We start from the raw sequence: 23252 nt of genomic DNA, 5'->3' as shown, positions 1-23252 counted from the left end.
CGCGGTGATGAGCATTCCGCGCAAGATGATCGCATGGGGCGCTGCCCTGCTGCTGCTCGTGCCCGGGACAGCGGCGGCAGCGGCCCCGCCCGGGGACCGGCCCCCGGGGATACAAGTGACGGGGGAGCGGTGGATCGGCGACCGGCTCCTCGAACTGACCGTGTGGTCGGCGGCGTTGGAGGGCGCCGGCACGGTCCGCCTGCTCACCCCGGACGGCTGGGAGGATCGCCGGCGCGGCGAGCAATGGCCGGTCCTGTATCTGCTGGCGGGCGGTCATGGCGACCCCGAGGCCTGGACCGAGGACTACGCGGTGGAGCGGCTCCCGCAACTGCGCGACGTGCTCGTGGTCATGCCGTCGATGCCGCTCTTCGGGTTCTACAGCGACTGGTGGAACGGCGGCGCCGGCGGCGCGCCGCGCGTGGAGAGCTTCCACCTCGACGAGGTGCGCCCGTTGCTGGAGCGCCGCTATGGCGCGGGGGACCGGCGGGTCGCGGCGGGGGAGTCGCAGGGCGGCTTCGGCGCGCTGACCTACGCGGCACGCCATCCCGGCCTGTTCCGCGCGGTGGCGGGCCTCAGCGGCTACGTGCATCCGCTCCAGCACCCCCGGGCGGTCCAGGCCGGACTCGACTATCTGGGCCTGGACCGGCTGGCCCTGTGGGGCGACCCGGTGGCCCAGCGGCGGATCTGGCAGGACCACGACCCGTACTACCGGCCGGAGCGACTGCGCGGCGTCGAGGTCCACCTCTCCAGCGGCGACGGCCGGGCGGGCGCGCTCGACCCGCCCGGCACGGAGCCGGACCCGCACGTCCCCGGCCTGGAGGACCCCGACGCCCCCTTCCCCGAGGACGTCCTGTCCCCGACCGAGGCCATCATGGGGGCGGAGAACCGGGCGATGGCCTCCCGGCTGCGGGCCCACGGGGTGTCGGTGACCACGCACTTCTACCGGGGCACCCACTCCCCGCCCTACTGGGAGCGCGAGTTGCGCGGGGCGCTGCCGGGGCTGCTGCGCACCCTCGGGCGGTGAGAGGGGTGGGGCCCTACGCCGACGGGACCGGTGAGCCGTCCCCGTCGGCCGGGGCCCCGTCCTGGGGGGATTCCTCCATGAGCTGCTCGCGGAGGTAGTTCCAGACCACCCCGAGCACCGCCGCCACCGGCACGGCGAGCAGGCTCCCCACCACGCCGGCCAGGCTGCCGCCCAGGGTCACGGCGAGCAGGATCGTGGCCGCGTGCAGCCCCAGCCCCCGGCTCTGGATCATGGGCTGGAACACATTGCCCTCCAACTGCTGCACCACGACGATGATCGCCAGCACGAGCAGGGCGTCCATCGGTCCGTTCGAGACCAAGGCGATGACCACCGCCACGAATCCGGCGAACAGCGCCCCCACGATCGGCACGAACGCGCAGACGAAGGTCAGCACCGCCAGCGGCAGCACCAGCGGCACCTCCAGGATCCACAGGCCGAGCCCGATGAAGACCGCGTCCAGCAGACCGACGAACGCCTGCGACCGCACGAACGCGCCCAGGGTGTCCCAACAGCGGGAGGCCACCTCGGGGACGTCGGTGGCGAGCCGCCCGGGAAGCTGACGGGTGAGCCACGGCAGGAAGCGCGGGCCGTCCTTGAGGAAGAAGAACATGAGGAAGATCGCCAGAACCGCCGTGACCAGCCCGTCGACCACGGTGCTCACCCCGGTGACGGCGGTGGTGACCACACTGCCGACACTGTCCTGGAGTCGAGCGGTCGCGGTGTCCAGGGCGCCGGTGATCTGGTCGTCGCCGATGTTCAGCGGCGGACCCGCCGCCCACTCGCGGAGCTTGTCGATGCCCGCGATCACCCCGTCGGCCAGCTCCCCGGACTCGCCCGCCACCGGCACCGCGATCAGCGCCACGATGCCCGCCCCCACGAGCAGGGCGAACACCGTCACCACCGACGCGGCGAGCGCGGGCCACCAGCCGAGCCGGCGCAGGAAGCGGGCGAGCGGCCAGGTCAGCGTGGTGAGGAACAGGCCGACTATCAGCGGCCATACGACCGACCACATCCGGCCCAGCACCCACAGCGCGACCGCCGCCGCCACGAGGACCAGCAGCACCTCTGCGGAGACCCGTGCCGACGTGCGGAGAGCAGCCGCGGTCTTTGTCGAACTCAATGGCGAAGACATGGCGTTACCCTATGGCTTCGCCAACCGTGTTCCGGCCACGTCCGCGGCCCGCCGACGCCGAGCGCCACGAAGGGCGGGCCGCCCACCCCGTCAGCGCAACGCCGGGGGAAGCTCCTCCCGGTGCACGATGCCCAGGCGCTGAGTGGCACGGGTGAGCGCCACATACAGATCGCTCGTGCCCAACCGGGCGGGCTCCACGACCAGCACATGGTCAAACTCCAGCCCCTTGGCCTGGCGCGGATCCAGCAGCACCACCGGGCGCGTGAGGTCGGGGGCCTCGCCCACCGCGACGCCGTCCAGCGGGGCGGCGATCTCCTCGTGCAGCGCACGCGGCGCGATCACCGCGAGGCGCCCCTCCCGGGGCGTCAACTCCACGACCGCCCGGGCCACCTCGCCCGCCAGGTCCTCCCCGGCATCCCGCGTCCACGGCTTCTCGCCGGTCGACCGCACCGAGACGGGGGCGGTGAACGAGGGGTCCCTCTCCCGCATGACCCCGGCCGCCAGCTCCATGATCTCCGCGGGCGTACGGTAGTTGACCTCCAGCGTGACGTGCTCGAAGCGGTCGCCGACGTACGGCCGGAGGATCTTCTCCCACGACCCGACGCCCGCCTCCTCGGACGTCTGGGCCGGATCGCCGACCAGCGTCAGCGAGCGGCTCGGCGCCCGGCGCATCAGCAGCCGCCACGCCATCGGCGACAGCTCCTGCGCCTCGTCGACGATGATGTGCCCGAAGGCCCAGGTGCGGTCGGCGGCGGCCCGCTCGGCGGCGGTGCGGTGGTCGGCCTCCTCGTGCCGCTCCGCCATCCGCTCGGCGTCGATGATGTCGTGGGCGGCGAGGACCTCGGACTCCTCGTCCTCGAACTCGTAGCTCTCCGAGCCGCGCGACAGTTCCAGCACGCCCTGCGCGTACCCGACCCGCTCCTGACGGGCGGCCTCGGCAGCCGCCTGCTCCGCGCTGTCGTCGACGCCGAGCAGCTCGGCCGCCTCGTCGAGCAGCGGTACGTCGGCGGGCGTCCACGTCCCTGCGGCGGCCGGGCGCCGGATCGCGTCGGCGTCCTCGTCCGGTACGTACACCGGGTCGGCCAGATAGTCGGCGAGGAAGCCCTCGGGGGTCAGCGGCGGCCACAGCTCGTCCACCGCCGCGTGCACCTCCTTGCTCAGCGCCACGTCCCGGCCGAGCTGGGCGACATCGTCGGGGCCGAGGAAGTTGGGCCCGCCGTAGGGGTCCGCGCCGATGCGCTCGACGAGCTGCGCGGTGAGCGCGTCGATGACCCGGAAGACGAAGTGGGGGCGGGCGAGATTGTGCGGCAGACGGGTGTCCCTGGCCGCCTGCCGGGCCTCGTACGCGATCTCCCAGTCCAGGACCAGGTCCCCGCCGTCCTCGTGCGGGATGACCATCGCCGCCCCGGGCTCGGGCAGCCGCTGCCGGTCGCGTACGGCCAGGGCGAGCGCCTCGGCCATCGGCTCACCGCCCTTGACGGCCGCGGCGCGCGGGGAGTCCGTGCCGGTGGCGTGCACGCCGGGGAACAGCTCCGCCTGCGTCGCGAGCAGCACCCCGGTCTCGCCCAGCGCGGGAAGCACCTCCGCGATGTAGCGCAGGAACGCCGGGTTGGGTCCCACGATGAGTACGGCCCGCTTGGCGAGCAGCTCGCGGTGCTCGTACAGCAGGAAGGCGGCCCGGTGCAGCGCGACGGCCGTCTTGCCGGTGCCGGGTCCGCCCTCGACGACGAGGACGCCCCGGTGCGGGGCCCGGATGATGCCGTCCTGCTCGGCCTGGATGGTCCGCACGATGTCGCCCATGCGCCCCGTGCGCGCGGAATCGAGCGCCGCGAGCAGCACGGCGTCGCCGTTCGGATCCTCGAAACCGGTACGGTCGCGGTCCCCGAGATCGAGGATCTCGTCATGGAGCTCGGTGACCGTGCGGCCCTCGGTGGTGATGTGCCGGCGCCGGCGCAGACCCATCGGCGTGTGTCCCGTGGCGAGATAGAAAGGACGCGCCACCGGCGCACGCCAGTCGATCAGAACAGGGGTGTGCTCGGCGTCGTCCTCCCGGATCCCGATACGGCCGATATGGTGCGCGAGCCCGTCGGAGCGGTCGATGCGGCCAAAACACAGCGAGCCGTCCACCGCGTTGAGCGCGGCGAGCAGACCCGAGCGCTCCGCGACGAGGATGTCGCGCTCCAGCCGCGCCTGCTGGCCCGTCCCGACCGGCGTCAGCGCGTGCTCGACGCCATCGGCGGCCACCCCGCGCAGGGCGTCGACCCGGGCATGGAGCCGGTCGATGAATTCCTGCTCTTCCCGCAATTCGTCGCTTTCCCGGTTTGACAAAACGGCTCCCCGCCAGATATATTCGTCACTATAAGGTCCCCGAGCGGGGCCTTTCTGCATGAGCGCAGAAGAATTCAATATACCCGCGACAATCACCGGACCGCAATCACGGTCCGGTGATTGTTCGTGCCCGGCGGCTACGTCCGGAGTGCGGCGGCCCGCGCCTCCCCGTCCGTGCCGATCGGCGTTCCCGCCGCCAGGTCCCGCGGGGACAGGGCCAGCGACCGGGCGGCCGTCGCACCCACGTCGGCGAGACTCCGCGCGTCCGGCAGCAGCTCCACCCCGGCCCCGTCGGGGCGGTGGATCAGTACCGGCACGTACTCCCGGGTGTGGTGCGCGTGCCCGATCGAGGGGTCGTTGCCGTGGTCGCCGGTGACGATCAGCCGGTCCCCGGAGTCCGTGAGCAGTGCCAGGAGCCCGGCGAGCCCCGAGTCCACCTGTTCCAGCACCTGCCCGTAGCGCCCGGTGTCCTGCTGGTGCCCCGCCAGATCCGTCTCCTGGACGTTCGCGACCACCAGGGCGTCGCCCCCGGCGCGTACCGCGTCCAGGGCGTACGCCAGGACATCGGCGGTGCCCACGGCGGGCCGCCGGTCCGCCTGTTCGCACACCAGGATGTCGGCGGCCTTCCCCACCAGGGTGACCGGGATGCCGGCCCGCGCCGCGAGAGAGGGGAGCTGACGGGTGTGGTCGAGCGGGGCGCCCAGGTGCTGGACCTCCAGGCCGCCGTTGCGGTAGAAGCCGGTGGCCGGGGTGTCAAGACCGACGGTGCCCCCGTCTCCGCCCCGTACGTAGGAACCGAGCGGACCGTCCGCGTGCCCGCCCACCGCGATGACCCGGGCGACCGGGGCGACCGTCCGCACCGTACGGGCGACGGCGAGAATCCCGCCCGGACCGTCGAACGGCAGATCCTCCAGGCGCCCCGAGGCGTTCCAGTTGATCCCGGGGTCGGCCTCCAGGTTGTCGTGGACCAGCACCGCCCCGTCGACCAGCAGCAGCGGCTTCCCGGCCGGCCGCTCCGCCCGGTGACCGGCCGCCGTGAGCGCCTCGGTCACCTCGTCGAGGTGGTCGGCGAGCCGGGCCACGGTCACCCTGCTGAAATCCGCGCCCATCATGGTCTGGTGGCCCGCGAAGGTGTCCGCGCCCGGGTAGCCGAGGGCGGCCCGGCCCGCCGCCACGGGCAGCCGGGTGCTCCGCGCCAGGTCCCGGTGCGGGTGGACCAGACCGAGGCCCAGCGCCCCGAGCACCGGGAGCCGCAGCGGCCGCCCGAACGCGGCGCGGGCGTGGTCGAGGACGTGCCCGCAGGTGTCGGCGTCGAGGTCGCCGGGGCGCAGGGCGCCCGCGTCGGGCATGGCGCCGACGCCGAATCCGTCGATGACGACGATGACAGTCCTGGCCATGGGATCGCTCCTTACAGGGCTCGGCCGTGGGCGTCGTAGAGCCCGTTCAGCCGGGGCCTGCCGGAGGCGAGTCCGGAGACGACGGCGACGGTCGAGCGGGTGACGAAGATCTGGGTGCGGAAGGCGAGCAGCGCGGTGTCGCCCAGCCGGACGTCCGAGCCGGGCGGGGGTGCGTCGAGCAGCCGGTAGTAGTCGATGTTCTCGGCGGGGGCGCCCCGCACGCCCAGACGTGTGCCGGTGCGTGGCAGGAGGGCGCTGCGGATGTGGGAGCGCGCGTAGAAACCGCCACCGAACAGGGCCGGCCGGCCGTCGTCGAGGGTGTGGGCGACCTCGCTGACGTACACGTACGCGGGCTTCTCGGGCTGGGCCGGGTCCAGGGCGTGCAGCGGAGTGGTGCCGGTGAGGGCGTGGCCCGGCTCCCCGTGCGTGGCCCCGCGCTCGGCGAGCAGCGGGAGGGACGCCATCGAGGTGGCGCTGGGCGCGCTCAGCCTCAGGTTCTGGTGCCCGCGCGCCGCCAGCAGGTCACGGGCCTTGAGCGCCAGGTCGAAGGTGGCTGTCGCGGTGGGCAGGCCCGTCGCGGGGTCGCAGAGCACGCAGGGGAAGGCGGTGACGCCGGCGATCCGGATGCCCGGCAGCGCCTCGGCCGCCTCGGCGAAGTCGTCCAGCCGCTCCACCGGAACCCCGCCCTCCTGCCCCGGGTGGACGACGCCCCCGGCGCCTTCCAGCCGGACAAGGACGTCCTGGACGAAGCCCAGCTCCTGGGCCGCCTCCGAGACGGCACGGGCGTTGGCCAGGTCGAAGACCGTGACGTTCTCCGGCCGCCACGCCAGCATGCCGGGCAGCTCCCGCCGGGGGATCTGGACGAGGTGGCCGAGGTTGCCCGGCCTTGCCCCGGCCGCGTGCAGGGTCCGGGCCTCGGCCGGGTCGATGGCGGCGGAGCGGGGGATGTGCCGGGCGACGGCCCGGATCAGTTCGGGGTTGCGGCCGATCTGTTTGACGACGAACCACAGACCGATGCCGAGGTGTTCGGCCTCGGCCGCCAGAGCTGCGGCGTTGGACTCGACGGCGTCGAGATCCATCACATACGTGTCGGGCGGGATCTCGCCACGCCGGTGCAGGGCGGCCGCGGCGTCGACGAGCTCGGGGTTGCGGGTGAGCACGGTGTCGAGAAACACGGTCAGTGGTCCTTCGGGTCGGCCATCGCGGCGAGCGAGCGGCGCAGGATGTCGATGACGAGGTCCGCGCCGGCCCGCATCGGGTTGACGCGCACGGTCCAGTCGGCCAGCTCCGGGGCGTCGTCCAGGGCGGAGCTGGACATCCGGTAGAAGAGCGGCGCGATCTCGTAACGCGAGTTGGAGCCGACGGGGTACGGTGCGGCGCCGAACCGTGCGGCCACGGACGGCAGTTCGGCGGCGATGGGCCGGTCCAGGCGGATCAGCAGGCACCGGTCCTGGGCGTTGGCGACACGCACCTCCGCCACCCCGGCCACCTCACCGGCCGCGAGCCGTTCGGCGACCTCGGCCCCCACCCGGGACTGCACGGCCCACAGGAGCGGTACGTGGGTGAGGGCGCGCAGCGCGTCCAGCGCCTGGTGGCCCTGGACCTGCCCGCCGCCGGAGTAGTTGTCGCGGCGGACCCCCTCGACCAGGTCGCGGGCGCCCACGACCAGGCCGACGCCCTCGGGCCCGTGGAGCTTGAAGAGCGAGAAGCAGGAGGCGTCGGCGCCCAGTTCGACACCGGCGGCGGGGGTGCGCATGACGGCGTAGTTGTCGTCCACGATCGTGCGGACCCCTGCCGCCCGGCAGGCGGCGATGACCTCGGCCGGATCGTAGGAGTCGGCCAGTCGCTGCCGGGTGTGCTGGACGTACGCCCACCGGAACCGCCCGGACGCCAGAGCGGTGCCGAGCGCCGCCCGGTCGTTGAAGTCGGCCTCCGTGGTGCGCACGCCGATGCCTCGGAGGGTGACCTCGGTGGTGCGGTAGACCGGGGCCCGGTGGATGAGCAGATCGTCGCCCGCCCGGACGACGGCGTTGAGCGCGGCCCGGATCGCCCCGGTGCCCGCGCCCTGTACGAGGGCGGCGTCCTCGGCGCCGAAGAAGTCGGCGAGGACCGCCTCGACGCGGGCGGTGGTCCGGGGCCGGCCGAGGCCGGGGACGACTCCCGCGTCGGCGGTGAACAACTGCTCGCCCTCGAAGTGCGCGGCGGTGGCCTCCAGGAGCCGGAACTGCCGGGCCGCGGCGTCCTCCAGGTCCACCGTCGGCAGCGGAAAGGTCACGGGGAGCGCGGGCGGGGGTGCGGGGCTCATGTCAGTTCTCCTCCACGGTCGCGCCGGTCAGGAAGCGCACCGGATTGCGACGGGTCAGCAGGTCGATCAGGTCGTCGTCGGCCCCGGCCGCCCGCAGCCGGGGCAGGAAGTCCGCGAAGAGGTGCCCGTACCCCTGGCCGCCCTCGCCGCGCAGATAGCCGTGGCGGGAGATGTCGCAGCTGAGCAGGGCCCGGTCCGCGTGGCCCGACTCCAGCAGCGCGAGCAGCAGCCGCAGCCGGGTCTCGTCGCTCTGGTACGCGGACTTGCCCACCGTGTCGAACGCCACGTACGCCCCGCGCGCCGCCAGCTCCCGGTGGACGCCGGGGTCGTCGAGGAGGTCCTGGTGTCCGATGCTCACGCGGTGGGCGGGCAGGCCCTCGCCGGTGAGCAGCTCCAGCTGGGCGAGGCCGCCCCGGCCGAGCTGCGCGTGGGTGGCGACGGAGAGGCCGGTGGCGAGCGCGGCGCGTGCGCCGGCCCGCACCACCTTGGTCTCGGAGGCGGTGGGTACGTCGCCGTGGCTGCCGATCTCCCCGAGGACGCCGGGCCGGACGCCGCTCCCGTCGATGCCCTCCTCGATCTCCTGGACGAGGATGCCGGCGAGAGCCGCCACGTCCAGCGCGTCGATCTCCGGCGTGTGGAACGGCTCGTAGTACCAGCCGGTCGCGGCGACGACGGCCACCCCGGTCTCCCGGGCGATCCGGGACAGCGCGCGGATGTCGCGTCCCATGCCGCGGCAGGTCAGCTCGACGACCAGGGCGAGGCCATACTCCTCGCGCAGTGCGACGAGCTCGGCGGTCACGGCCGCCGCGTGGCGTTGCGGTGCGAGGACGGCCGAGCCGTCGCCCACCCGGTCCAGGTCGAGGACGAGGTGTTCGTGGGCGAGGGCGGGGCCGCGTACCGAAGCGGCCCGGAGCTCTCCGGTGACGGTGCGCAGGGTGTGCGGGGCGGGGTGGTTCATCGTGGGGCTTCCTTCTCCGTGTACGGCACGGCCGGATCCGTCTGGGGGCTCAGCCCTTGACCGGGGTGAACAGGTCGAGCCAGTACAGGATGTTGAGGAGGACACCGCCGACGATCACGGCCGCCGGAGCCGCGGCCATCCGCACGACGGGCCGGCCCATCGACTCGTTCAGCAGGTAGAGCCCGCCGACGACGAGGATGCCGAGCCCGCCCCCCATGGCGTTGGCGGCCATCAGCGAACCGAACAGGATCGCGAGCTGGAGCGTGTCCCCGATGGCGCTGCGCAGGTGCTCCGAGGAGTCCCGGACGCTCGGCAGCTTGCCGAGCAGCTTGCCGATCCAGGAGAGGGCCAGCACCTCGACGGCGAACACGAGCGCACCGACGACGGCGGCCAGGAAGGGGTTCGGCATGAGGTACCCGATCGGGTACACCAGGGTGAAGCCCGCGATGCCGTACGCGCCGGACGCCAGGGCGGTGGTCGCGATCAGCGGGATGAAGCCGAAGACCCGGTAGAAGTCGACCTGCGCCGCCTCGGCGTACTGCCCCTTCGCGATCAGGAAGCTGGTCGCCTCGCCGCCGCCGAACACGTGCATCTGGGCGAGCACGCACACGCCCGCGCCCAGCACCATGAACAGAGGGAGGTACTTCCGCAGCCGGGCCGCGCTGGCGCTGAAGAGGGACGCCATCGGGTCGTCCCCGGTCACCTCCTCCACGACGCCCGCCGCCCGGTCGGTCCGGCGCTGCCGCAGGTCCTTGGAGACGGCGAGGCCGATGAGCATCAGCACGCCCACCGCCATGGCCAGCGCACCGGCGAACATGTTGGGCCACAGCTTCATCGTCATGACGACGAGGGCCAGTTCGAGGACGCCGGCGATGCCGCCCCACTTGCGGCCGAACTGCTTGGTGATGGCGAGCACCGGGAAGAGCGTGAACAGGAACAGGATCGGCGTCGACATCTGCTGCATCGCGGTCAGGAAGTCGACCGGGAGGTCATGGGCGATGTTGTTGGCGCCGTTCAGTCCGAAGACCACCACCGCGCCCCACGCGCCGCCGAGGATCGGGGCCAGCCACTTCTTCGGTGACAGCATCCCGAGGATGTCCGTGGGCAGGAAGAGCAGCCACGGGTTCAGTACGCCGGTGGACAGAGCCATCGGCGCGCCGAGCCCGAAGATGAACCCGGCCGAGAGCCCGAACGAGACGGCCGTCGTCGCGCTGCGGGTGGTGCGCCCCTGGATGAAGTCCAGCAGGAAGGGGCGCACACCGTCGTTGAAGACGGCCAGCGCCATGTGCGCGATGAACGCCGTGAGCGCGCAGAGGGCTATCACGGTCAATTGCTGGGCCAGCGAGAAGTCGAGTTCCGCGCCGGCGGCGAGGGTGGTGCTCACGAGTCACTCCTTGGTGCCCGGGATGATGATGAAGGAGGCTGTGATCAGCCGCGGGCCGCGATGGCGCGGGCCATCAGCGGGGCGATGACGTCGATCTGGTCCATCGAGAAGCCGAAGGCCTTCTTGCCGTCGGCGAGCAGGGCGGCGATCGCGTCCTCGGTGGGGACGCTCCGGCCGAAGGTGTGGCAGGAGGCGCTGCCCAGGAGGCCGACGAGCACGCCCAGCGACGCGCCCGCGCCGGTGTGGCAGGTGCCCAGGTAGTAGTCGGCCTGGCCGACCCGCAGCTTCATCGCGGCGTCCATGTCGCTGGAGGGAACGACATCGAGGGAATCGATGCCGAGCTTGCCGATGGCCTGGGTGACCTCGACCTTGCCGACTCCACCGGTGAGGATCTTCGTCATGGCTGTCCTGCTTTCTACGTGTTCCCGAGGGGTGTACGGGGAGAGGGGGCGTACGGGGGAGGGGAGCGTACGGGGAGAGGAGCGCGATGCCGGTCAGGACGCGGGGGCGGGCGGGGAGTTCCGGGCGAGTACGGCCAGGTGCATGCCGAGGAAGTTGATCTCGGATTCGGGGAGAGCGGCCCCGAGCTCCCGCTCGGCCCGTGCGGCGACGGCCCGGGCGCGCGCGACCGCTTCCGGATGGTCCGCCAGTTCGGCGGCGACCTGGTCGTCGGTGAGGAACTGCTCGATCGGCTCGCCGTTCAGCAGTCGGCCGATGGCCATCATGAGATGGCTGGTCAGCATGGCCGCCGTCGCCTCGGTGACGAGGTGCCCCTCGGTTTCCAGGGCGCCCAGTTCGGCGGCGACGAAGTCGGCCACCTCGGGTTTGACCTGACCGCCTTCGCGGAACAGCTGGATCCGCAGTGCGAGCTGGTCGTCCATCGGTCCTCCTCAATCAACAATAACCAGGATTCTGTATTTTCAGGGTGTGCGGCGCTCCGGGACATTCGCGTCGCGGCGGCCGGGCCCGCGGGTCAGTACGAGGGGACGCGTTCCCCCCGCAGTACCTCACTCTGCAGTCGTGTCACCGTCGACAGGTCGAGCGACTCGCGGACGGCGGCGAGAGCCTTGGCTCCCTCGGTCCGGCCGATCACGGCGGCGGTGGAGTTGCGCAGGGCCAGCTCCCGGGTGACCTCGTCGCCGAGCGGCACCACGTCGACGCCGAGCCCGAGCCGGTCCTGCGCCTCGTCGAGGTTCCAGACGGTCGCGTCCACCTCGTTCCGGGCGAACAGGTCGTGCAGTTGCATGTAGGAGGCCTCCCGCCACTCGATGTCCTCCCGGCCGGCGAACACCCGCTCCACGAGCATGCGCAGATCCTCCGAGGCGTGGTCAATGGCCACCCGGAGCCCCGGCGCGGCCAGGTCGGCCCCGTGCCGTACGAGCATGCCGTGTGCGCCGACGTAGGTGGCGGGGCCGAGATCGGCCACCAGCTCCACCGGATGTTCGGCGATCAGCTGGTCGGCGGCGAAGCGCGACAGCACCACCAGGTCGACCTTGCCCTCCAGCAGGGCGGCGGTGCGGGCTCCGGCGCCCCGCATGAACGTGATCGCGAACGGCGCGCCCGCCTCCTCGAAGGCGCTGCGCAGTCCGGTCGCCAGCCCCTCGTACCTACGGGAGTAAGGGAGCGGCATGGCCGCGAGCAGGGTGCCGAGGCCGGACAACCGCCACAGGACGGTGCGGTCCGAACGGACCAGGAAGGTGCCCAGGTGGCCGCGCGCGGTCGTGGAGATCGCCCCGGCCTCCTCCAGGAGCTGGAGGGCCGCCTGGACGGTCCCGTTGCCGCAGCCCAGCTCCTCGGCGAAGTCGCGCACGCGGGGCAGCCGGGTGTCCGGCTCGTGATGCAGGAGCAGGACGGCCAGCTGTCGGGCGGCGAGGCCGTTGCGCGTGAGGAGTCGGTCGTCGAGGTCGTTCACGAACCAAACAGTAAACAGGATTCTGGATACTGGCAAGGGCCGGACCGCCGGGCCTGCGTACGGCCGCGCCGAGCCGGTCTCAGTCCGGCAGGGGGACGCGGATCACGGGGTCGAACGGGTGCTTGTTGAAACCGCTGCGCACATTGCGGCAGCTCGGCGCCTGGCACATGAAGAACTCGTCGACGCTCCGGCGGCCCGTTCGGCTGCGGAGCCAGGTCTTCTCGTCGGTGGTGAGGGAACGGTGCTGCTCGTCGGAATCGCACGTGTAGCAGTACATGGCGCGGGCCGGCACGGGACCTCCTGAAGCGGGCGAACTGGGAGAAGGTGCAGCATATGAGGGCGCGTCGGCCATGGACGGTGTACGGCGCGCCGGATCCCACCACCGCGTCCCGCACCCCGCCGAGCGGGCCGGTGACGGCGACGCCTCACTGGTGCGGCCGGCACCGGTTGCCGCGGCATCGCGCGGTGACGAAGCGCCACACCAGCCGCAGGCCGAACAGCACGAGCACTACGGTCGCGGCCACGGCGCTCTTGAGCAGCGCGGAGTTCGGCCTGACCCACACCAGCGCGACGATCAGGGCGACCGCCAGCAGGGTGCTGGTCCGCACCGCGAACTGGGCGAGCGCGCCCCCTCACCGACCCCGCCAGGCGCCGGCCCCGCATGTGTCACCGCCCGACACGCCGCTCCCGGCGGCCCTGGCTCTTCCGGAGTGCCTGATTGGGGTGATCGCGGACCGGGAACGGCCCCGCTCACCGGGGTGAAACGGCCCGTGCCCCGTTCCGTACGCCCGTTCCGGACGAGGGTGCGACGGAACCGTGCCCCAACCGCACGTCCACACCGTCCATCGCCCGCAACTGCGCTTCCAGGGAGGCCAGGAGCCAGTCGTGCGCGGAGCCCGGAGTCGGCTCGGGGCGGCCGCCGGGAGCACTGATCACCTCGGCCGTCAGGTCCCAGTAGCGGTCGATGCGCGGATCGTCCGCGAGCCGGCCGGCCAGTACGCGGCGGAAGGCCGCCGTGTCGGGGGCGCCGTACGAGCTCGCGTACGCGTCCACGAAACCGTCCAGCGCCTCGCCGGGACAGGGCTCCGCATCGCGGCGCAACTCCCCGCCGGCCAGGTCGTAGGCCGCGGCGAGACCCGCGTACAGCACAGCCGACGCACGGGCCCCGGCGACGCGGTGCGCCCGGGGCTGGCAGGAGCCGCCGCCACCGCCGCCACCGCACGGACGGGTCACGTAGGCGTGCAGCCGTGCGAAGGCGAGGACCTGGTCCGGCCGCGGGTCGTCGGGCAGGTCGGGCACCGCCGCCTCCAGGAACGCGGTGACCGACCGGGCGGGCATGCGGGGCGGCAGCCACGCACGCCAGAACCGGGCCAGCGAGGCGGTGCTCGGCGGGGCGGCGACCGCACCGACCAGCCGCAGCCGGTCGGGCCGTTCGGCCGGTGGGCTCTCCTGTACCAGCCTGAGCGCGGCCTCCCGCCAGCGCAGCGCGGCGAGTTCGGAGCCCAGGGAGCGCAGCCGGCCGGCCACGGCATCCTCCAACGCGCCACCCTCCCCTGCCCCGTCGCCCCGCTCGTCCTGCTCGTCGAGGATGCGGCGCACTTCGGGAACCGCCAGGTCGAGGCCGCGCAGGGAGCGGATCATGCGGAGCCGCTCCACGGCCTCGGGGGCGTACCTGCGGTGCCCGCCGGCGCTGCGGGATGCCTCCGGAAGCAGCCCTCGATCCGAATAGAAGCGGACGGTCTTGACACTCACGCCCGTGTGCTCGGCCAGTTCGCCGATGGTGCACAGACCGTCGTACGACGAGAACACTTGAACCTCCACCAGGGGGAGTTCCTACGGTAACGGCGAGCGCTGCCGGGTGATCGGGCCGGTGCGCGGCAGACACCGTGACGAGGAGGGACCATGACCGTATTCATCCTGGTGGCCGGGGCGTTCACCGGACCGCATGTGTGGCGGGACACCGCCGCTCGGCTGACCGCGGAAGGCGCCGAGGTGCGAACGGTGGCGCTCACCGCGCTCGGCGGGCGCCCCGCGGATCCCGGCGCGGCCGTCGACCTGGAGACCCATGTCGCGGACGTGCTCGCGGTGATCGACGCGGTGGCGGCGGAGAACGGCAGGGAGATCGTGCTCGTCGGCCACGACTACGGCATCCATCCGGTGCTCGGCGCCGCCGACCGGAGGGCCGGGGCGATCGCCCGGATCGTGTACCTGGACGCCGGGATGCCGCGGGACGGAGTCCCCGCCCTGGCCGCCGTGCCCGACCAACGACTGCGCGAGGAGGTGATGGAGCGCGCCGCCGGAAACGGGGCGCGGGGGACCGGCGGTGAGCTGCCGCCCCCGGCCCGGGACGCGTGGTCCCGCTGGGGGAGCATCGCGGGTCTCTCCGGAGCGGCGCTCGACGGGCTCACCGCCCTCGCGGCACCGCAGCCGCTGGGCACGCTGCTCCAGCCGTTGCGGCTCACCGGAGCCGTGGCCGACGTGCCCGTGACCGGGGTGCTGTGCACCGGCAACGGGCCGGGCGTCGAGATGCTCCAGATCCTGGTGGACGTCGGCGACCCAGCGCTCCGGTCGCTGGCCGAGGCCCGGGTGCCCTTCCTCGAACTGCCCACCGGGCACTGGCCGATGCTGTCCTGCCCCGCCGCGCTGGCCGAGACCTTGATCGAGGCCGCGTCCGGCGGGGGGCACCGGCTGACCGCCGCCGACGCCGCCTCCCGTACGCCCGCCCATCTGCGGCCGTTCCTGCTCGACGTGCCCGAAAGGCCCCGCGAGCGGACCGGGAACACCGACCTGTACCTGCCGGACGGTCCGGGCCCGCACCCGGCCGTGGTGTTCGTGCACGGCGGCCCGGTGCCCGCCGACGCACGGCCCACGCCCCGGGACTGGCCGACGCTGACGGGATACGCACGCCACGTCGCCGGGCAGGGGGTCGTGGGCGTGACGCTCGACCACCGCCTGCACGCCGTGACCGACTACGAGGTCGCCGCCGCGGACGTGGCCGACGCGGTGGAGCGGGTGCGCGCCGATCCGCGGGTGGACCCGGACCGGATCGTCCTGTGGTTCTTCTCGGGCGGAGGCCCGATCATGGCGGACTGGCTGACAAACCCGCCGCCGTGGCTGCGCTGCGTGGCCGCGAACTACCCGATCCTCGCGCCGCTGCCGAGCTGGGGGATGGGCGGCACCCGTCTCCACCCGGTCCGGGCGGTCTCCCGAGCCGGTCGTCTTCCCGTCGTGCTGGTCCGGGCGGAACGCGAGAGTGCCGAGATCGCCGCGACCGTCGAGGAGTTCCTGACCGAGGCCGCCCGCTGCGGAGCGAACGTCGAGGTCATCGACGTACCGGAGGGGCGTCACGGCTTCGAGACCCTCGACCCGACCGATGGGGCGCGCGAGGCCGTGCACCGCGCGGTGGGCGCGGTGCTGGCCCGCTTGAAGGGGTGACGTCCCGATGCGAACGAGCGGAGTGGCCCGGGGGCGGGGCGACTACTCGATGACCAGCTCGACGTCGATGTTTCCCCGCGTGGCCTTGGAGTACGGGCAGTAGGCGTGGGTGGCCTCGACCAGCTTGCGCCCGGCCTCGCCCCCGAGAGCGTCCGGGAGTTCCACGCGCATGACCACCGAGAGCCCGAAGCCGTCGCCGTCCTTGCCGATGGAGACCTCGGCGGTCACGGACGCGTCCTTGGTGTCGACCCTCATCTCGCGACCGACCGCGGCCATCGCGCTGGCGAAACAGGCGGCGTAGCCGGCGGCGAAGAGCTGCTCGGGGTTGGTGCCCCGGCCGTTGCCGCCGAGAGCCGGAGGCATGGCGAGGGGGAGGTCGATCTGACCGTCCGAGCTCACGGCACGGCCCTCGCGGCCGTTGGCGGTGGCGGCGGCGGTGTACAACGCGTCCATGGGTGGTGACCTTCCACTGGAGCCCCGACCGGGATGGTCGCGGCGACAGAAGTAAAGATTGCATACAACTAAGTTGTGCACAACTGAATGGCGTGGTCGGCGGTACGCTGGTTCCATGACCACTGCTCCGGGCGCCTCGCCCGATCTCTCCGGCGTCCCCGACGCGGAGCTGCTGCGACTGGACCACCAGGTCTGCTTCTCGCTGCACTCCGCGTCGCGCGCGTTCGGCGGCTTCTACCGGCAGGCTCTCAAGGGCCTGGGCCTCACGTACTCGCAGTATCTGGTCATGCTGGTCCTGTGGGAGCACGGCCCCCAGCCGGTCAAGGGCATCGGGGACCGTCTCCACCTGGACTCCGGAACCCTCTCGCCGTTGCTGAAGAGGCTGGAGGCGGTCGGCCTGGTCCGGCGCGAACGCAGCCGCGAGGACGAACGGTCCGTTCTGGTCGACCTGACCGACGAGGGCGCGCGCCTGCGCGAACGCGCGCTGTCCGTCCCCCGAGGTGTGCTGGACGCCACCGGTCTGTCCCTGGACGAGGTTCTGGGGCTGCAGGACGTCCTGGGTCGTCTCACCGCCGCCCTGGGGGAGGCCGCCGACGCCTACTGAGTCACTGAGGGCCGGTGTGCCTGGTGGTCGGTCGTCGCGGTGGGTCAGGGCGGCGGCTCTGCGGTCGGCGACCGCCCGCCGCATGCCGGGGTCCAGTGGCTCCACGGTCGGTGATTCGTACAGCCGCAGGCCGATAGGCGGACGGCGAACCGGTCGAGCGCGGCCGAATCCGGACCGTCGCGACCAGGTCGTCGCGCGAGGCCGCACCGAAGGTCACGAGGCAGATCAGGAACGTCCGCCGGTGCCACCCCCTGCTATGCGACAGATGAATCTGTCGAAAGTCAAGGCGACAAATATGATTGCCGACTCATCCAGTGACAGCTAAAGTTGTCACATGGATGATGTGAAGGCGATCCCGACCCCTGGTCAGAGCGATGAGAACTTCTGGGCCACGGTCCTGACCCCGGTGGACCCCGCCTGGATCGAGCCCCGCGACGAGGACACGTTCGCCATGGACGAGCAGGTGCTCGACGCGGTCCGGTCACTGGCGGAACGGATCTCGACGCGCGCGCTCGCCTACCGCGCGGCCGGCAAACCCTTCGACGCCGCCCTCATGGCCGCGCCCGATGTGCAGCTGGCGATGGTGCGGTCGCTCTACGAGGCCAAGCGGTCCGTCGACCGGCTGGCCGAGAGTGCGGCCACCGTCGCCGGACGCGGTGGATCCAGCTACGCGCAGCTCGGCGCGGCCTGGGGTGGCATCAAGCGTCAGTCGGCGCGCGTCAAGTGGCCGCACGCGGTGCCCAAGAAGTCCGCCAGTGAGTCCATTCCCCTTCATTACGCGGGTGGCGACGCCGTGATTCACCACGATCCGGGCGCCGACGCCTGGTGGTACACCGCCACGGGCGCGGACTTGCAGGAGGACGAGTCGGAGGCCGTCCACGGCACATCCGCCGAGGCCATCGCGCGGGCCACCGAGTTCCTGCTGTCGCACGACCGGTCCGCGTGACACAGGACCGTACGACTGGTCCGCGTAAGCACGGGACCGTACGACCGGTCCGCGTGACACGGAACCGCGTGACACAGGACCGTGACCGTGCGACCGCCGTGGGAGCACGGCGGACGTTCAGGTCCCGCCCGCTCCGTGGTGGAAGTCCCAGGCGTCGATGTCGCGGTAGTGAATCGGCCCCGGGCCTCGGCCGATGTTGCTGCCGACCAGGTGGAGACGGATGGCTTCCCAACTCCGGCCGGTGAACGCGGCGAGCCCCGCCGCGGCCTCCACCGTGGCCGCGTGGTCACCCCGGCGGGACCGGGCCAGCGTCAGATGGGGCCGCAGCGGCCGCTCGGGGAAGGAGACACCGCACTCCCTGACGAGGGCGCGTACGTCGGTGGCGAGGTGGTGCAGCCCTGCGAGGTCCCCCGTGATCCCGGCCCACAGCACCCGCTCGTCGAAGTGCCCGCCGCCGTGCAGCGCCAGCCGCAGGGGACGTCGCCGCGCCGCGAGCCCGGCGAGCGGAGGCATCAAAGGCGGGACGGCGGAGACCGGCAGCTCACCGAGGAACGCAAGGGTGATGTGCCAGTCCTCGATGCGGTTCCACCGCATGCGGGGATGGGCGTCGTAGGCCGGGCGCAGCGCCTGCGCCAGCTCGTCCTTCGCGTCGTCGGGCGGGGCGAGCGCCAGGAACACGCGGGTCGTCGTGGCCCGGACGCGTTCGTCCGCAGGGGGGCCGGTCACGGCTTCGAGCGGTTCGTTCACCTGCCGTACCGTACGTGCCGGCCGTGCCCCTGCCGCAACGCGGGGCCCGGTGCCGGACTCGGGCGCGGGCCGACGTCGTACCGTACGGCGCGACGCGGCCCGGAGCAGTGCTTGAACCCTCGGGCGGCACGGGGAAGAGCGTCTCGACCCGCCGCTGCTCCACGGCCGGGCCGGAGGCCGGACATCCCCCGGTCGGGGCAGGACCCCCGTGCGAGGATGAGCGCATGAGACGGCGACTGCCCTGGGGGGACGAGTTACGGACCGGACTGGGCGCGCCCGGACGTTCCCGGCGGCTGAGCAGCAGTCCGCGCTCACGGGTGTGGCGGGTGGAGACGGCCGGGGCGCCGGTGGTGGTGAAGCAGATCGTCGACGGTCCCGACGCCGATGAGCGGTACGCCCGTGAGCTGGCCGCGTTGCGTCTCGCCGCCGGAGCCGACCCGGCCGTGGTGCCCGGGCTCCTGGGCACCGCTCCCGGCGACCGGGTGCTGGTCCTGGAACATCTGGACCACCGGCAACCCTCCGGCGACTGGATCGTGGACTACGCGGCGGCACTGGCCCGGCTGCATGCCGTCGCCCGTCCCGAGCACGCCGGAGTGCTGCCCCGCTGGCAGGGCCCGGACGCCGCCGACGCCGCCTCATTCCTCCGGCTGGCCGCCGCTCTCGACGCTCCCGTCCCTCCCGGCGTGCCCGGCGAGCTCGACGACCTCGTGCACCGGCTGGCCCGGGCGCCCGGGCACGCCCTGCTCCACGGCGACCCGTGCCCCGGCAACGACCTGCATACCACCGGCGGGACCCGGTTCATCGACTTCGAACAGGCCTCACTGGGCAGCGGGCTGGTGGAGCTCGCCTACCTGCGCATCGGCTTCCCGACCTGCTGGTGTGTCACCGCGGCCCCGGCCCCGCTGCTGGAACGGGCGGAGACCGCCTACCGCACGGCATGGCGCACCGAGGCCGGCGACGAACTCCACGGCGACCTCACCGACTTCTGCGCCGGCTGGCTGATCCGGGGCGACGCCCTGGTCCAGAGGGCCCACCGCGAAGGCGCCGATCACCTGGCCCGGATCCCGGTCCGCGACTGGAAGTGGGGCACCGTGACGGCCCGTCAACGCCTTGTCCACCGGCTCGGTGTCGTCGGCGGCATGACCGCCGGCCGCGATGGTCCGAGCGGACTGAGCATCCTCTGTACGGACATGCGCCGGCGGATGCTCGCCCGCTGGCCCGGACTCCGGCCCGTCCCCGCGCGACGCCCCTGACTGAGGCGGTTCGCCCACGGCGTCAGCGGGCCCAGCCCGGTGTCCACGCGTCGGCCGGCGGTGTCGGCCGTACCTGCGCGAGGTACCTGCGCAGCGCCGCCAGAACCGGGTGCGGATTGGCCGTCCGGTACAGGAACACGTGCGGATAGACCGGAGTCGGACCCACGACCGGGATCCGCCGCAGGTCGTGCGAGGCCGGCCACACGTAGCGGTCCCGGGAGCCGACGAGTGTGGCCAGCGCGTCGGAGTCGGCGATCGAGTCCATCAGCGCCTCGGCCCCGAAATCGGGGCCGACGGCGTCGATGCGCAGACCGAAGTCCTCCGCGAGCCGGTCGTAGTAGGCGGCCCACTCGGTGCCCTGCTTGATGCCCGGGATCCAGACCCGGTGACCGGCCAGGTCCGCCGGGGCCAACGACCGGGCGGAGGCCAGCGGGTGGCGCGGTCCGACGAGGAGCTGCAACGGATCGTCGAGGACGCGGTCGGCGCTGATCCCGTCGGGCAGCGCGCCCGCGGGCACGGCGCGGAAGGTCGCGTCGACTTGGCCGGCCCGCACCGCCTCGGCCGCCCCGGTCACGTTCGCGTCCGCGAGCGTCACCACGTCGAGGTCCGTGCCGGGGTGGGCCTGGTAGAAGCCGCGTACGGCCAGCGCCGGGGCGATGCGCCGGTGGAGCACGTCCACACGCAGCACCCGGTCTCCGGGGCGTACCGAGGCGACGGCCCGTTCCACGGCCCGCAGCACCTCGCGGGCGTGGGGCAGGAAGGCCTGCCCGTCCGGAGTGGGGTGCGCTCCACGGGCGGTGCGGACGAACAACGTCACCCCGAGCACGCGTTCCAGGCCCGCCACGCGCTTGGAGACGGCCTGCTGACTGATGCGCAGCTCCACGGCGGCTTCCCGGAACTGTCCGGTTTCCGCGACAGTGACGAACGTGCGCACGGCTTCGATGTCCACACCTTGAAGCCTATGCGCCCACAACCGTTGGTTGTGGCTCACCGACCGCAGGGTGTGCGTCCGCGGAGCTCTCCGCAGTACGGGCCGGCCGCAGCGGCCCCGGACCGGCACGTAGGGGCGAGACCCCAGGAGCGACCGACGCAGAGTGCGCCTTGCGTCAATGGCATACGCTCATGCCTATGTCGCAAGAAGATGATGGTGAGCTGGACAGCCTGGTACGCAAACGCATCCGCGCCCTGCGCGTGGCCCAGGGGTGGTCCCTGGAAGAGCTCGCCGCCCGCGCGAAGGTCAGCCAGTCCACGCTCAGCCGCATCGAGAACGGCAGGCGCCGACTGGCCCTGGACCAGCTGGTCACGCTCGCCCGCGCCCTGGACACCTCCCTCGACCAGCTGGTCGAGACGGCCTCCGACGACATCGTCTCCAACCCGACGATCGACGGGGCCCACGGTCAGCTGCGGTGGCCCATCAAGGCGGAACCCGGCATGACCGTCATCCGTCAGCGCATGACCGAGCCGCCGCCCGACAACCCCTCCCGGCTGCGCGCGCATCCGGGCCGCGAGTGGCTCGTCGTTCTCTCCGGCACCGCGATCCTGCTCCTGGGCAACCGCCGCCTGCGGATCGAGACGAACCAGGCGGCGGAGTTCCCCACGATGCTCCCGCACGCGATCGGCGCCGAGGGCGGGCCGTGCGAGCTGCTGGGCATCTTCGACCGGGACGCCCGCCGTGGCCATCAGCGCGGCGAAGGCGCGGAGAGGGCGAACCGCCCGGCCCCGCCCGGGCGGAGCCTCCCGTGACGAGCGCGGGGCGGCGTGTCGGAGTGCCTGCCGTGCGGTCGGGCCCGAGCCCCCGACGTACGGCCGGGCCATGGGCGGGGGCCCGCCGATCATGACGGTCGGCGGGCCCCGCACCGGTCCGCGCGGCTGACAGTCCGTGCGTTTCAGCGTCTCACGCGGGGTCGACGCGTGAGACGGCGCCAGCACTGCCCAGGACGTACAGCTCGCCGTCACCCCCCTCGACGAACGAGATGACCTCGCCGCCGCTGACTCCGAGGTCGCCCACGCCGGTCACCTCGCCGTTCTCCAGCTGGAGCGTACGCAGCGTGCCGTCGCAGTAGTCGCTGAACACATAGCTCCCCCGGAGGTCCCAGAGCGCGTCGCCGCGGTAGACGAATCCTCCCGTCACCGAGCAGCCGAGGCCCGTGCGGTCGTACTCGTGGACCGGCGGGACGTGGTTCACCGGCTCCGTGCCGCCCCGGAAGGGGTGGGTGCCCTCCATGGAGGACCAGCCGTAGTTCTCGCCGCCCTCGCTGTCCGCCGGAGCCCAGTCGATCTCCTCCCAGTCGCTCTGGCCGACATCGCCGATCAGCAGGTCGCCCGTGCCCGCGTCGAAGGAGAACCGCCACGGATTGCGCAGCCCGTAGGACCAGATCTCGTCCTTCGCGTTCGCGTCGTCCACGAACGGGTTGTCCGCCGGGATGGCGTACGGGTCGCCCCCGCTCGGGTCGATCCGCAGCAGCTTGCCGAGCAGCGTGTCGAGCTTCTGCCCGTTGCCGTGCGGGTCGCCGCCCGATCCGCCGTCACCGAAGGCGATGTACAGATAGCCGTCGGGGCCGAACTTGATGTCCCCGCCGTTGTGGTTCGCGTACGGCTGCGTCTGGGTGAGGACGGTGCGTCGGCTCTCCGGCCGGAGCCGACCGCCCTCCACGGCGAACTCGTCCACCGTGCTGGTGCCTTCGAGGTCCGTGAACGAGATGTAGAAGTGAGCGAACGTCTTGTCGAACGCGACGCCCAGCAGGCCGCGTTCGCCGTCCGTGGTGGTCTCGTCGGAGATGTCGAGCACGGGTGCGCCGAGACCTTGGTCGTCCAGCACTCTTACCGTGCCCGCGCGTTCGGCGATCCACAATGTGTCATCGGGCCCGGCCGCCCCGGCGGACGGGCTCTGGGCCCTGGCCACTTCGGTCAGGGACGCGTTCACCGGCTGAACCGGGGACGCGGGCTCGTCGGCCGACGCCGTGGTCAACGCCAGCGACGTGACGAGGCAGAGCGTGCCGATGACCGCCGAGCTTCTGGTGCGAAATTTCACCGTGGCCTCCTGGAGGCGGCGAAGGGGGGAGGTCACCCGGCTGCTCGAGCGGAGTTGAGTGGGGGGCACGAGCCGGCAGGCAACCTGGGTGGGGGAGTGGGTGTGTCACCGGCTACAGGCGAGGATAGGGGGACGGACGTGGTCTGGCCCAGACCAGCGTTGCGGCGTCTTCTCCCGCGGCGGCGCTCGCGCACTCCGCAAGTCGAAAGTCGGCCAATCGTCGACGCGAACATGACCGGGGGGCTACGCGTGCCGCCAGTTCGGCGGTTGGTGGGAGCGCTCCAATTCTCTCCAACTACACGTTCATGCAACGTAATTGCGCTGTAGCGCTTGACAGTCATTG

23 protein-coding genes are annotated in these 23252 nt (G+C 72.6%); 6 read left to right on the top strand and 17 right to left on the bottom strand.

Annotated features, from left to right (window positions below; all coding sequences use genetic code 11):
- Nucleotides 1-7 precede the first annotated feature (7 nt).
- A complete protein-coding gene (locus ACH4KB_RS22245; protein WP_398067617.1) occupies nt 8-1024 on the top strand; it encodes an alpha/beta hydrolase in 1017 nt (338 codons plus the stop codon).
- 13 nt (nt 1025-1037) lie between these two features.
- On the opposite strand, the gene ACH4KB_RS22240 is transcribed toward ACH4KB_RS22245, so the two are convergent.
- The 13 genes from ACH4KB_RS22240 to ACH4KB_RS22180 all read right to left on the bottom strand — a co-directional run bounded on the left by ACH4KB_RS22240 (nt 1038) and on the right by ACH4KB_RS22180 (nt 14249).
- Nucleotides 1038-2156, bottom strand: coding sequence for an AI-2E family transporter (locus ACH4KB_RS22240; protein ID WP_398067616.1), 1119 nt, complete (start codon nt 2154-2156; stop codon nt 1038-1040).
- Nucleotides 2157-2246: 90 nt separating this feature from the next.
- Nucleotides 2247-4460: a HelD family protein gene (locus tag ACH4KB_RS22235; protein ID WP_398067862.1), complete on the bottom strand. Its 2214-nt coding sequence runs from the start codon at nt 4458-4460 to the stop codon at nt 2247-2249.
- Between the two features lie 161 nt (nt 4461-4621).
- Nucleotides 4622-5881, bottom strand: a complete 1260-nt coding sequence (locus ACH4KB_RS22230; RefSeq protein ID WP_398067615.1) for a phosphopentomutase — start codon at nt 5879-5881, stop codon at nt 4622-4624.
- 11 nt (nt 5882-5892) lie between these two features.
- Entirely contained in the window at nt 5893-7056 is a 1164-nt protein-coding gene (locus ACH4KB_RS22225) for a YhfX family PLP-dependent enzyme (RefSeq protein WP_398067614.1), read from the bottom strand.
- A gap of 2 nt (nt 7057-7058) precedes the next feature.
- Nucleotides 7059-8186, bottom strand: a complete 1128-nt coding sequence (locus ACH4KB_RS22220) for an aminotransferase class V-fold PLP-dependent enzyme (RefSeq protein ID WP_398067613.1) — start codon at nt 8184-8186, stop codon at nt 7059-7061.
- A gap of 1 nt (nt 8187) precedes the next feature.
- Complete coding sequence (locus tag ACH4KB_RS22215) at nt 8188-9144, bottom strand: phosphotriesterase (protein WP_398067612.1); 957 nt, start codon at nt 9142-9144, stop codon at nt 8188-8190.
- Nucleotides 9145-9193: 49 nt separating this feature from the next.
- On the bottom strand, nt 9194-10528 hold the full coding sequence (locus ACH4KB_RS22210; RefSeq protein WP_398067611.1) for a YhfT family protein: 1335 nt from the start codon (nt 10526-10528) through the stop codon (nt 9194-9196).
- Between the two features lie 44 nt (nt 10529-10572).
- A complete protein-coding gene (locus ACH4KB_RS22205) occupies nt 10573-10929 on the bottom strand; it encodes a DUF2620 domain-containing protein (protein WP_097870030.1) in 357 nt (118 codons plus the stop codon).
- Between the two features lie 93 nt (nt 10930-11022).
- A complete protein-coding gene (locus tag ACH4KB_RS22200; RefSeq protein ID WP_398067610.1) occupies nt 11023-11409 on the bottom strand; it encodes a PRD domain-containing protein in 387 nt (128 codons plus the stop codon).
- A gap of 92 nt (nt 11410-11501) precedes the next feature.
- Complete coding sequence (yhfZ, locus tag ACH4KB_RS22195) at nt 11502-12440, bottom strand: GntR family transcriptional regulator YhfZ (RefSeq protein WP_361332533.1); 939 nt, start codon at nt 12438-12440, stop codon at nt 11502-11504.
- Between the two features lie 79 nt (nt 12441-12519).
- A complete protein-coding gene (locus ACH4KB_RS22190) occupies nt 12520-12732 on the bottom strand; it encodes a hypothetical protein (RefSeq protein WP_398067609.1) in 213 nt (70 codons plus the stop codon).
- A 133-nt stretch (nt 12733-12865) separates the two neighbouring features.
- Nucleotides 12866-13048 carry a hypothetical protein gene (locus ACH4KB_RS22185; RefSeq protein WP_398067608.1) on the bottom strand — a complete coding sequence of 61 codons (183 nt, stop codon included), beginning with the start codon at nt 13046-13048 and terminating at the stop codon, nt 12866-12868.
- A 142-nt stretch (nt 13049-13190) separates the two neighbouring features.
- Entirely contained in the window at nt 13191-14249 is a 1059-nt protein-coding gene (locus ACH4KB_RS22180) for a MerR family transcriptional regulator (RefSeq protein WP_398067861.1), read from the bottom strand.
- A gap of 93 nt (nt 14250-14342) precedes the next feature.
- Between ACH4KB_RS22180 and ACH4KB_RS22175 the strand changes: the two genes are divergently transcribed.
- Nucleotides 14343-15875 (top strand): alpha/beta fold hydrolase, encoded by a 1533-nt coding sequence (locus ACH4KB_RS22175; RefSeq protein ID WP_398067607.1) that lies wholly within the window; start codon nt 14343-14345, stop codon nt 15873-15875.
- A gap of 42 nt (nt 15876-15917) precedes the next feature.
- On the opposite strand, the gene ACH4KB_RS22170 is transcribed toward ACH4KB_RS22175, so the two are convergent.
- A complete protein-coding gene (locus tag ACH4KB_RS22170; protein WP_398067606.1) occupies nt 15918-16328 on the bottom strand; it encodes an Ohr family peroxiredoxin in 411 nt (136 codons plus the stop codon).
- A gap of 115 nt (nt 16329-16443) precedes the next feature.
- Here ACH4KB_RS22170 and ACH4KB_RS22165 point away from each other — a divergent pair, with 115 nt between their 5' ends.
- Together ACH4KB_RS22165 and ACH4KB_RS22160 are read left to right on the top strand one after the other, a co-directional pair.
- Nucleotides 16444-16932, top strand: a complete 489-nt coding sequence (locus tag ACH4KB_RS22165) for a MarR family winged helix-turn-helix transcriptional regulator (RefSeq protein ID WP_398067605.1) — start codon at nt 16444-16446, stop codon at nt 16930-16932.
- A gap of 334 nt (nt 16933-17266) precedes the next feature.
- Nucleotides 17267-17878 (top strand): hypothetical protein, encoded by a 612-nt coding sequence (locus ACH4KB_RS22160; RefSeq protein WP_398067604.1) that lies wholly within the window; start codon nt 17267-17269, stop codon nt 17876-17878.
- A gap of 117 nt (nt 17879-17995) precedes the next feature.
- Here ACH4KB_RS22160 and thpR read toward each other — a convergent pair whose 3' ends face one another.
- On the bottom strand, nt 17996-18625 hold the full coding sequence (thpR, locus tag ACH4KB_RS22155) for an RNA 2',3'-cyclic phosphodiesterase (protein ID WP_398067603.1): 630 nt from the start codon (nt 18623-18625) through the stop codon (nt 17996-17998).
- Nucleotides 18626-18849: 224 nt separating this feature from the next.
- On the opposite strand from thpR, the gene ACH4KB_RS22150 reads away from it, so the two are divergent.
- Entirely contained in the window at nt 18850-19878 is a 1029-nt protein-coding gene (locus tag ACH4KB_RS22150) for an aminoglycoside phosphotransferase family protein (RefSeq protein WP_398067602.1), read from the top strand.
- Nucleotides 19879-19900: 22 nt separating this feature from the next.
- Here the strand turns inward: ACH4KB_RS22150 and ACH4KB_RS22145 are convergent, their stop codons facing one another.
- Nucleotides 19901-20827, bottom strand: coding sequence for a LysR family transcriptional regulator (locus ACH4KB_RS22145; RefSeq protein WP_398067601.1), 927 nt, complete (start codon nt 20825-20827; stop codon nt 19901-19903).
- A 179-nt stretch (nt 20828-21006) separates the two neighbouring features.
- Here ACH4KB_RS22145 and ACH4KB_RS22140 point away from each other — a divergent pair, with 179 nt between their 5' ends.
- Nucleotides 21007-21621, top strand: a complete 615-nt coding sequence (locus tag ACH4KB_RS22140) for a helix-turn-helix domain-containing protein (RefSeq protein ID WP_398067600.1) — start codon at nt 21007-21009, stop codon at nt 21619-21621.
- Nucleotides 21622-21772: 151 nt separating this feature from the next.
- On the opposite strand, the gene ACH4KB_RS22135 is transcribed toward ACH4KB_RS22140, so the two are convergent.
- Nucleotides 21773-22909 carry a PQQ-dependent sugar dehydrogenase gene (locus ACH4KB_RS22135; protein WP_398067599.1) on the bottom strand — a complete coding sequence of 379 codons (1137 nt, stop codon included), beginning with the start codon at nt 22907-22909 and terminating at the stop codon, nt 21773-21775.
- Nucleotides 22910-23252: the final 343 nt, after the last annotated feature.

Source organism: Streptomyces sp. NPDC017520 (assembly GCF_044329855.1).
In the GTDB taxonomy this organism is placed as follows: Bacteria; Actinomycetota; Actinomycetes; order Streptomycetales; family Streptomycetaceae; genus Streptomyces.
The sequence above is the reverse complement of the archived record's forward strand: the minus strand, read 5'-3'. Positions and strand labels throughout refer to the sequence as shown.

Excerpts from the sequence above, each read along its gene's own strand:
- ACH4KB_RS22245 (WP_398067617.1), top strand. The coding sequence starts at position 8 with ATGAGCATTCCGCGCAAGATGATCGCATGGGGCGCTGCCCTGCTGCTG.
- ACH4KB_RS22240 (WP_398067616.1), bottom strand. The coding sequence starts at position 2,156 with ATGTCTTCGCCATTGAGTTCGACAAAGACCGCGGCTGCTCTCCGCACG.
- ACH4KB_RS22230 (WP_398067615.1), bottom strand. The coding sequence starts at position 5,881 with ATGGCCAGGACTGTCATCGTCGTCATCGACGGATTCGGCGTCGGCGCC.
- ACH4KB_RS22220 (WP_398067613.1), bottom strand. The coding sequence starts at position 8,186 with ATGAGCCCCGCACCCCCGCCCGCGCTCCCCGTGACCTTTCCGCTGCCG.
- ACH4KB_RS22215 (WP_398067612.1), bottom strand. The coding sequence starts at position 9,144 with ATGAACCACCCCGCCCCGCACACCCTGCGCACCGTCACCGGAGAGCTC.
- ACH4KB_RS22205 (WP_097870030.1), bottom strand. The coding sequence starts at position 10,929 with ATGACGAAGATCCTCACCGGTGGAGTCGGCAAGGTCGAGGTCACCCAG.
- ACH4KB_RS22200 (WP_398067610.1), bottom strand. The coding sequence starts at position 11,409 with ATGGACGACCAGCTCGCACTGCGGATCCAGCTGTTCCGCGAAGGCGGT.
- ACH4KB_RS22175 (WP_398067607.1), top strand. The coding sequence starts at position 14,343 with ATGACCGTATTCATCCTGGTGGCCGGGGCGTTCACCGGACCGCATGTG.
- ACH4KB_RS22170 (WP_398067606.1), bottom strand. The coding sequence starts at position 16,328 with ATGGACGCGTTGTACACCGCCGCCGCCACCGCCAACGGCCGCGAGGGC.
- ACH4KB_RS22165 (WP_398067605.1), top strand. The coding sequence starts at position 16,444 with ATGACCACTGCTCCGGGCGCCTCGCCCGATCTCTCCGGCGTCCCCGAC.
- ACH4KB_RS22160 (WP_398067604.1), top strand. The coding sequence starts at position 17,267 with ATGGATGATGTGAAGGCGATCCCGACCCCTGGTCAGAGCGATGAGAAC.
- ACH4KB_RS22150 (WP_398067602.1), top strand. The coding sequence starts at position 18,850 with ATGAGACGGCGACTGCCCTGGGGGGACGAGTTACGGACCGGACTGGGC.
- ACH4KB_RS22140 (WP_398067600.1), top strand. The coding sequence starts at position 21,007 with ATGTCGCAAGAAGATGATGGTGAGCTGGACAGCCTGGTACGCAAACGC.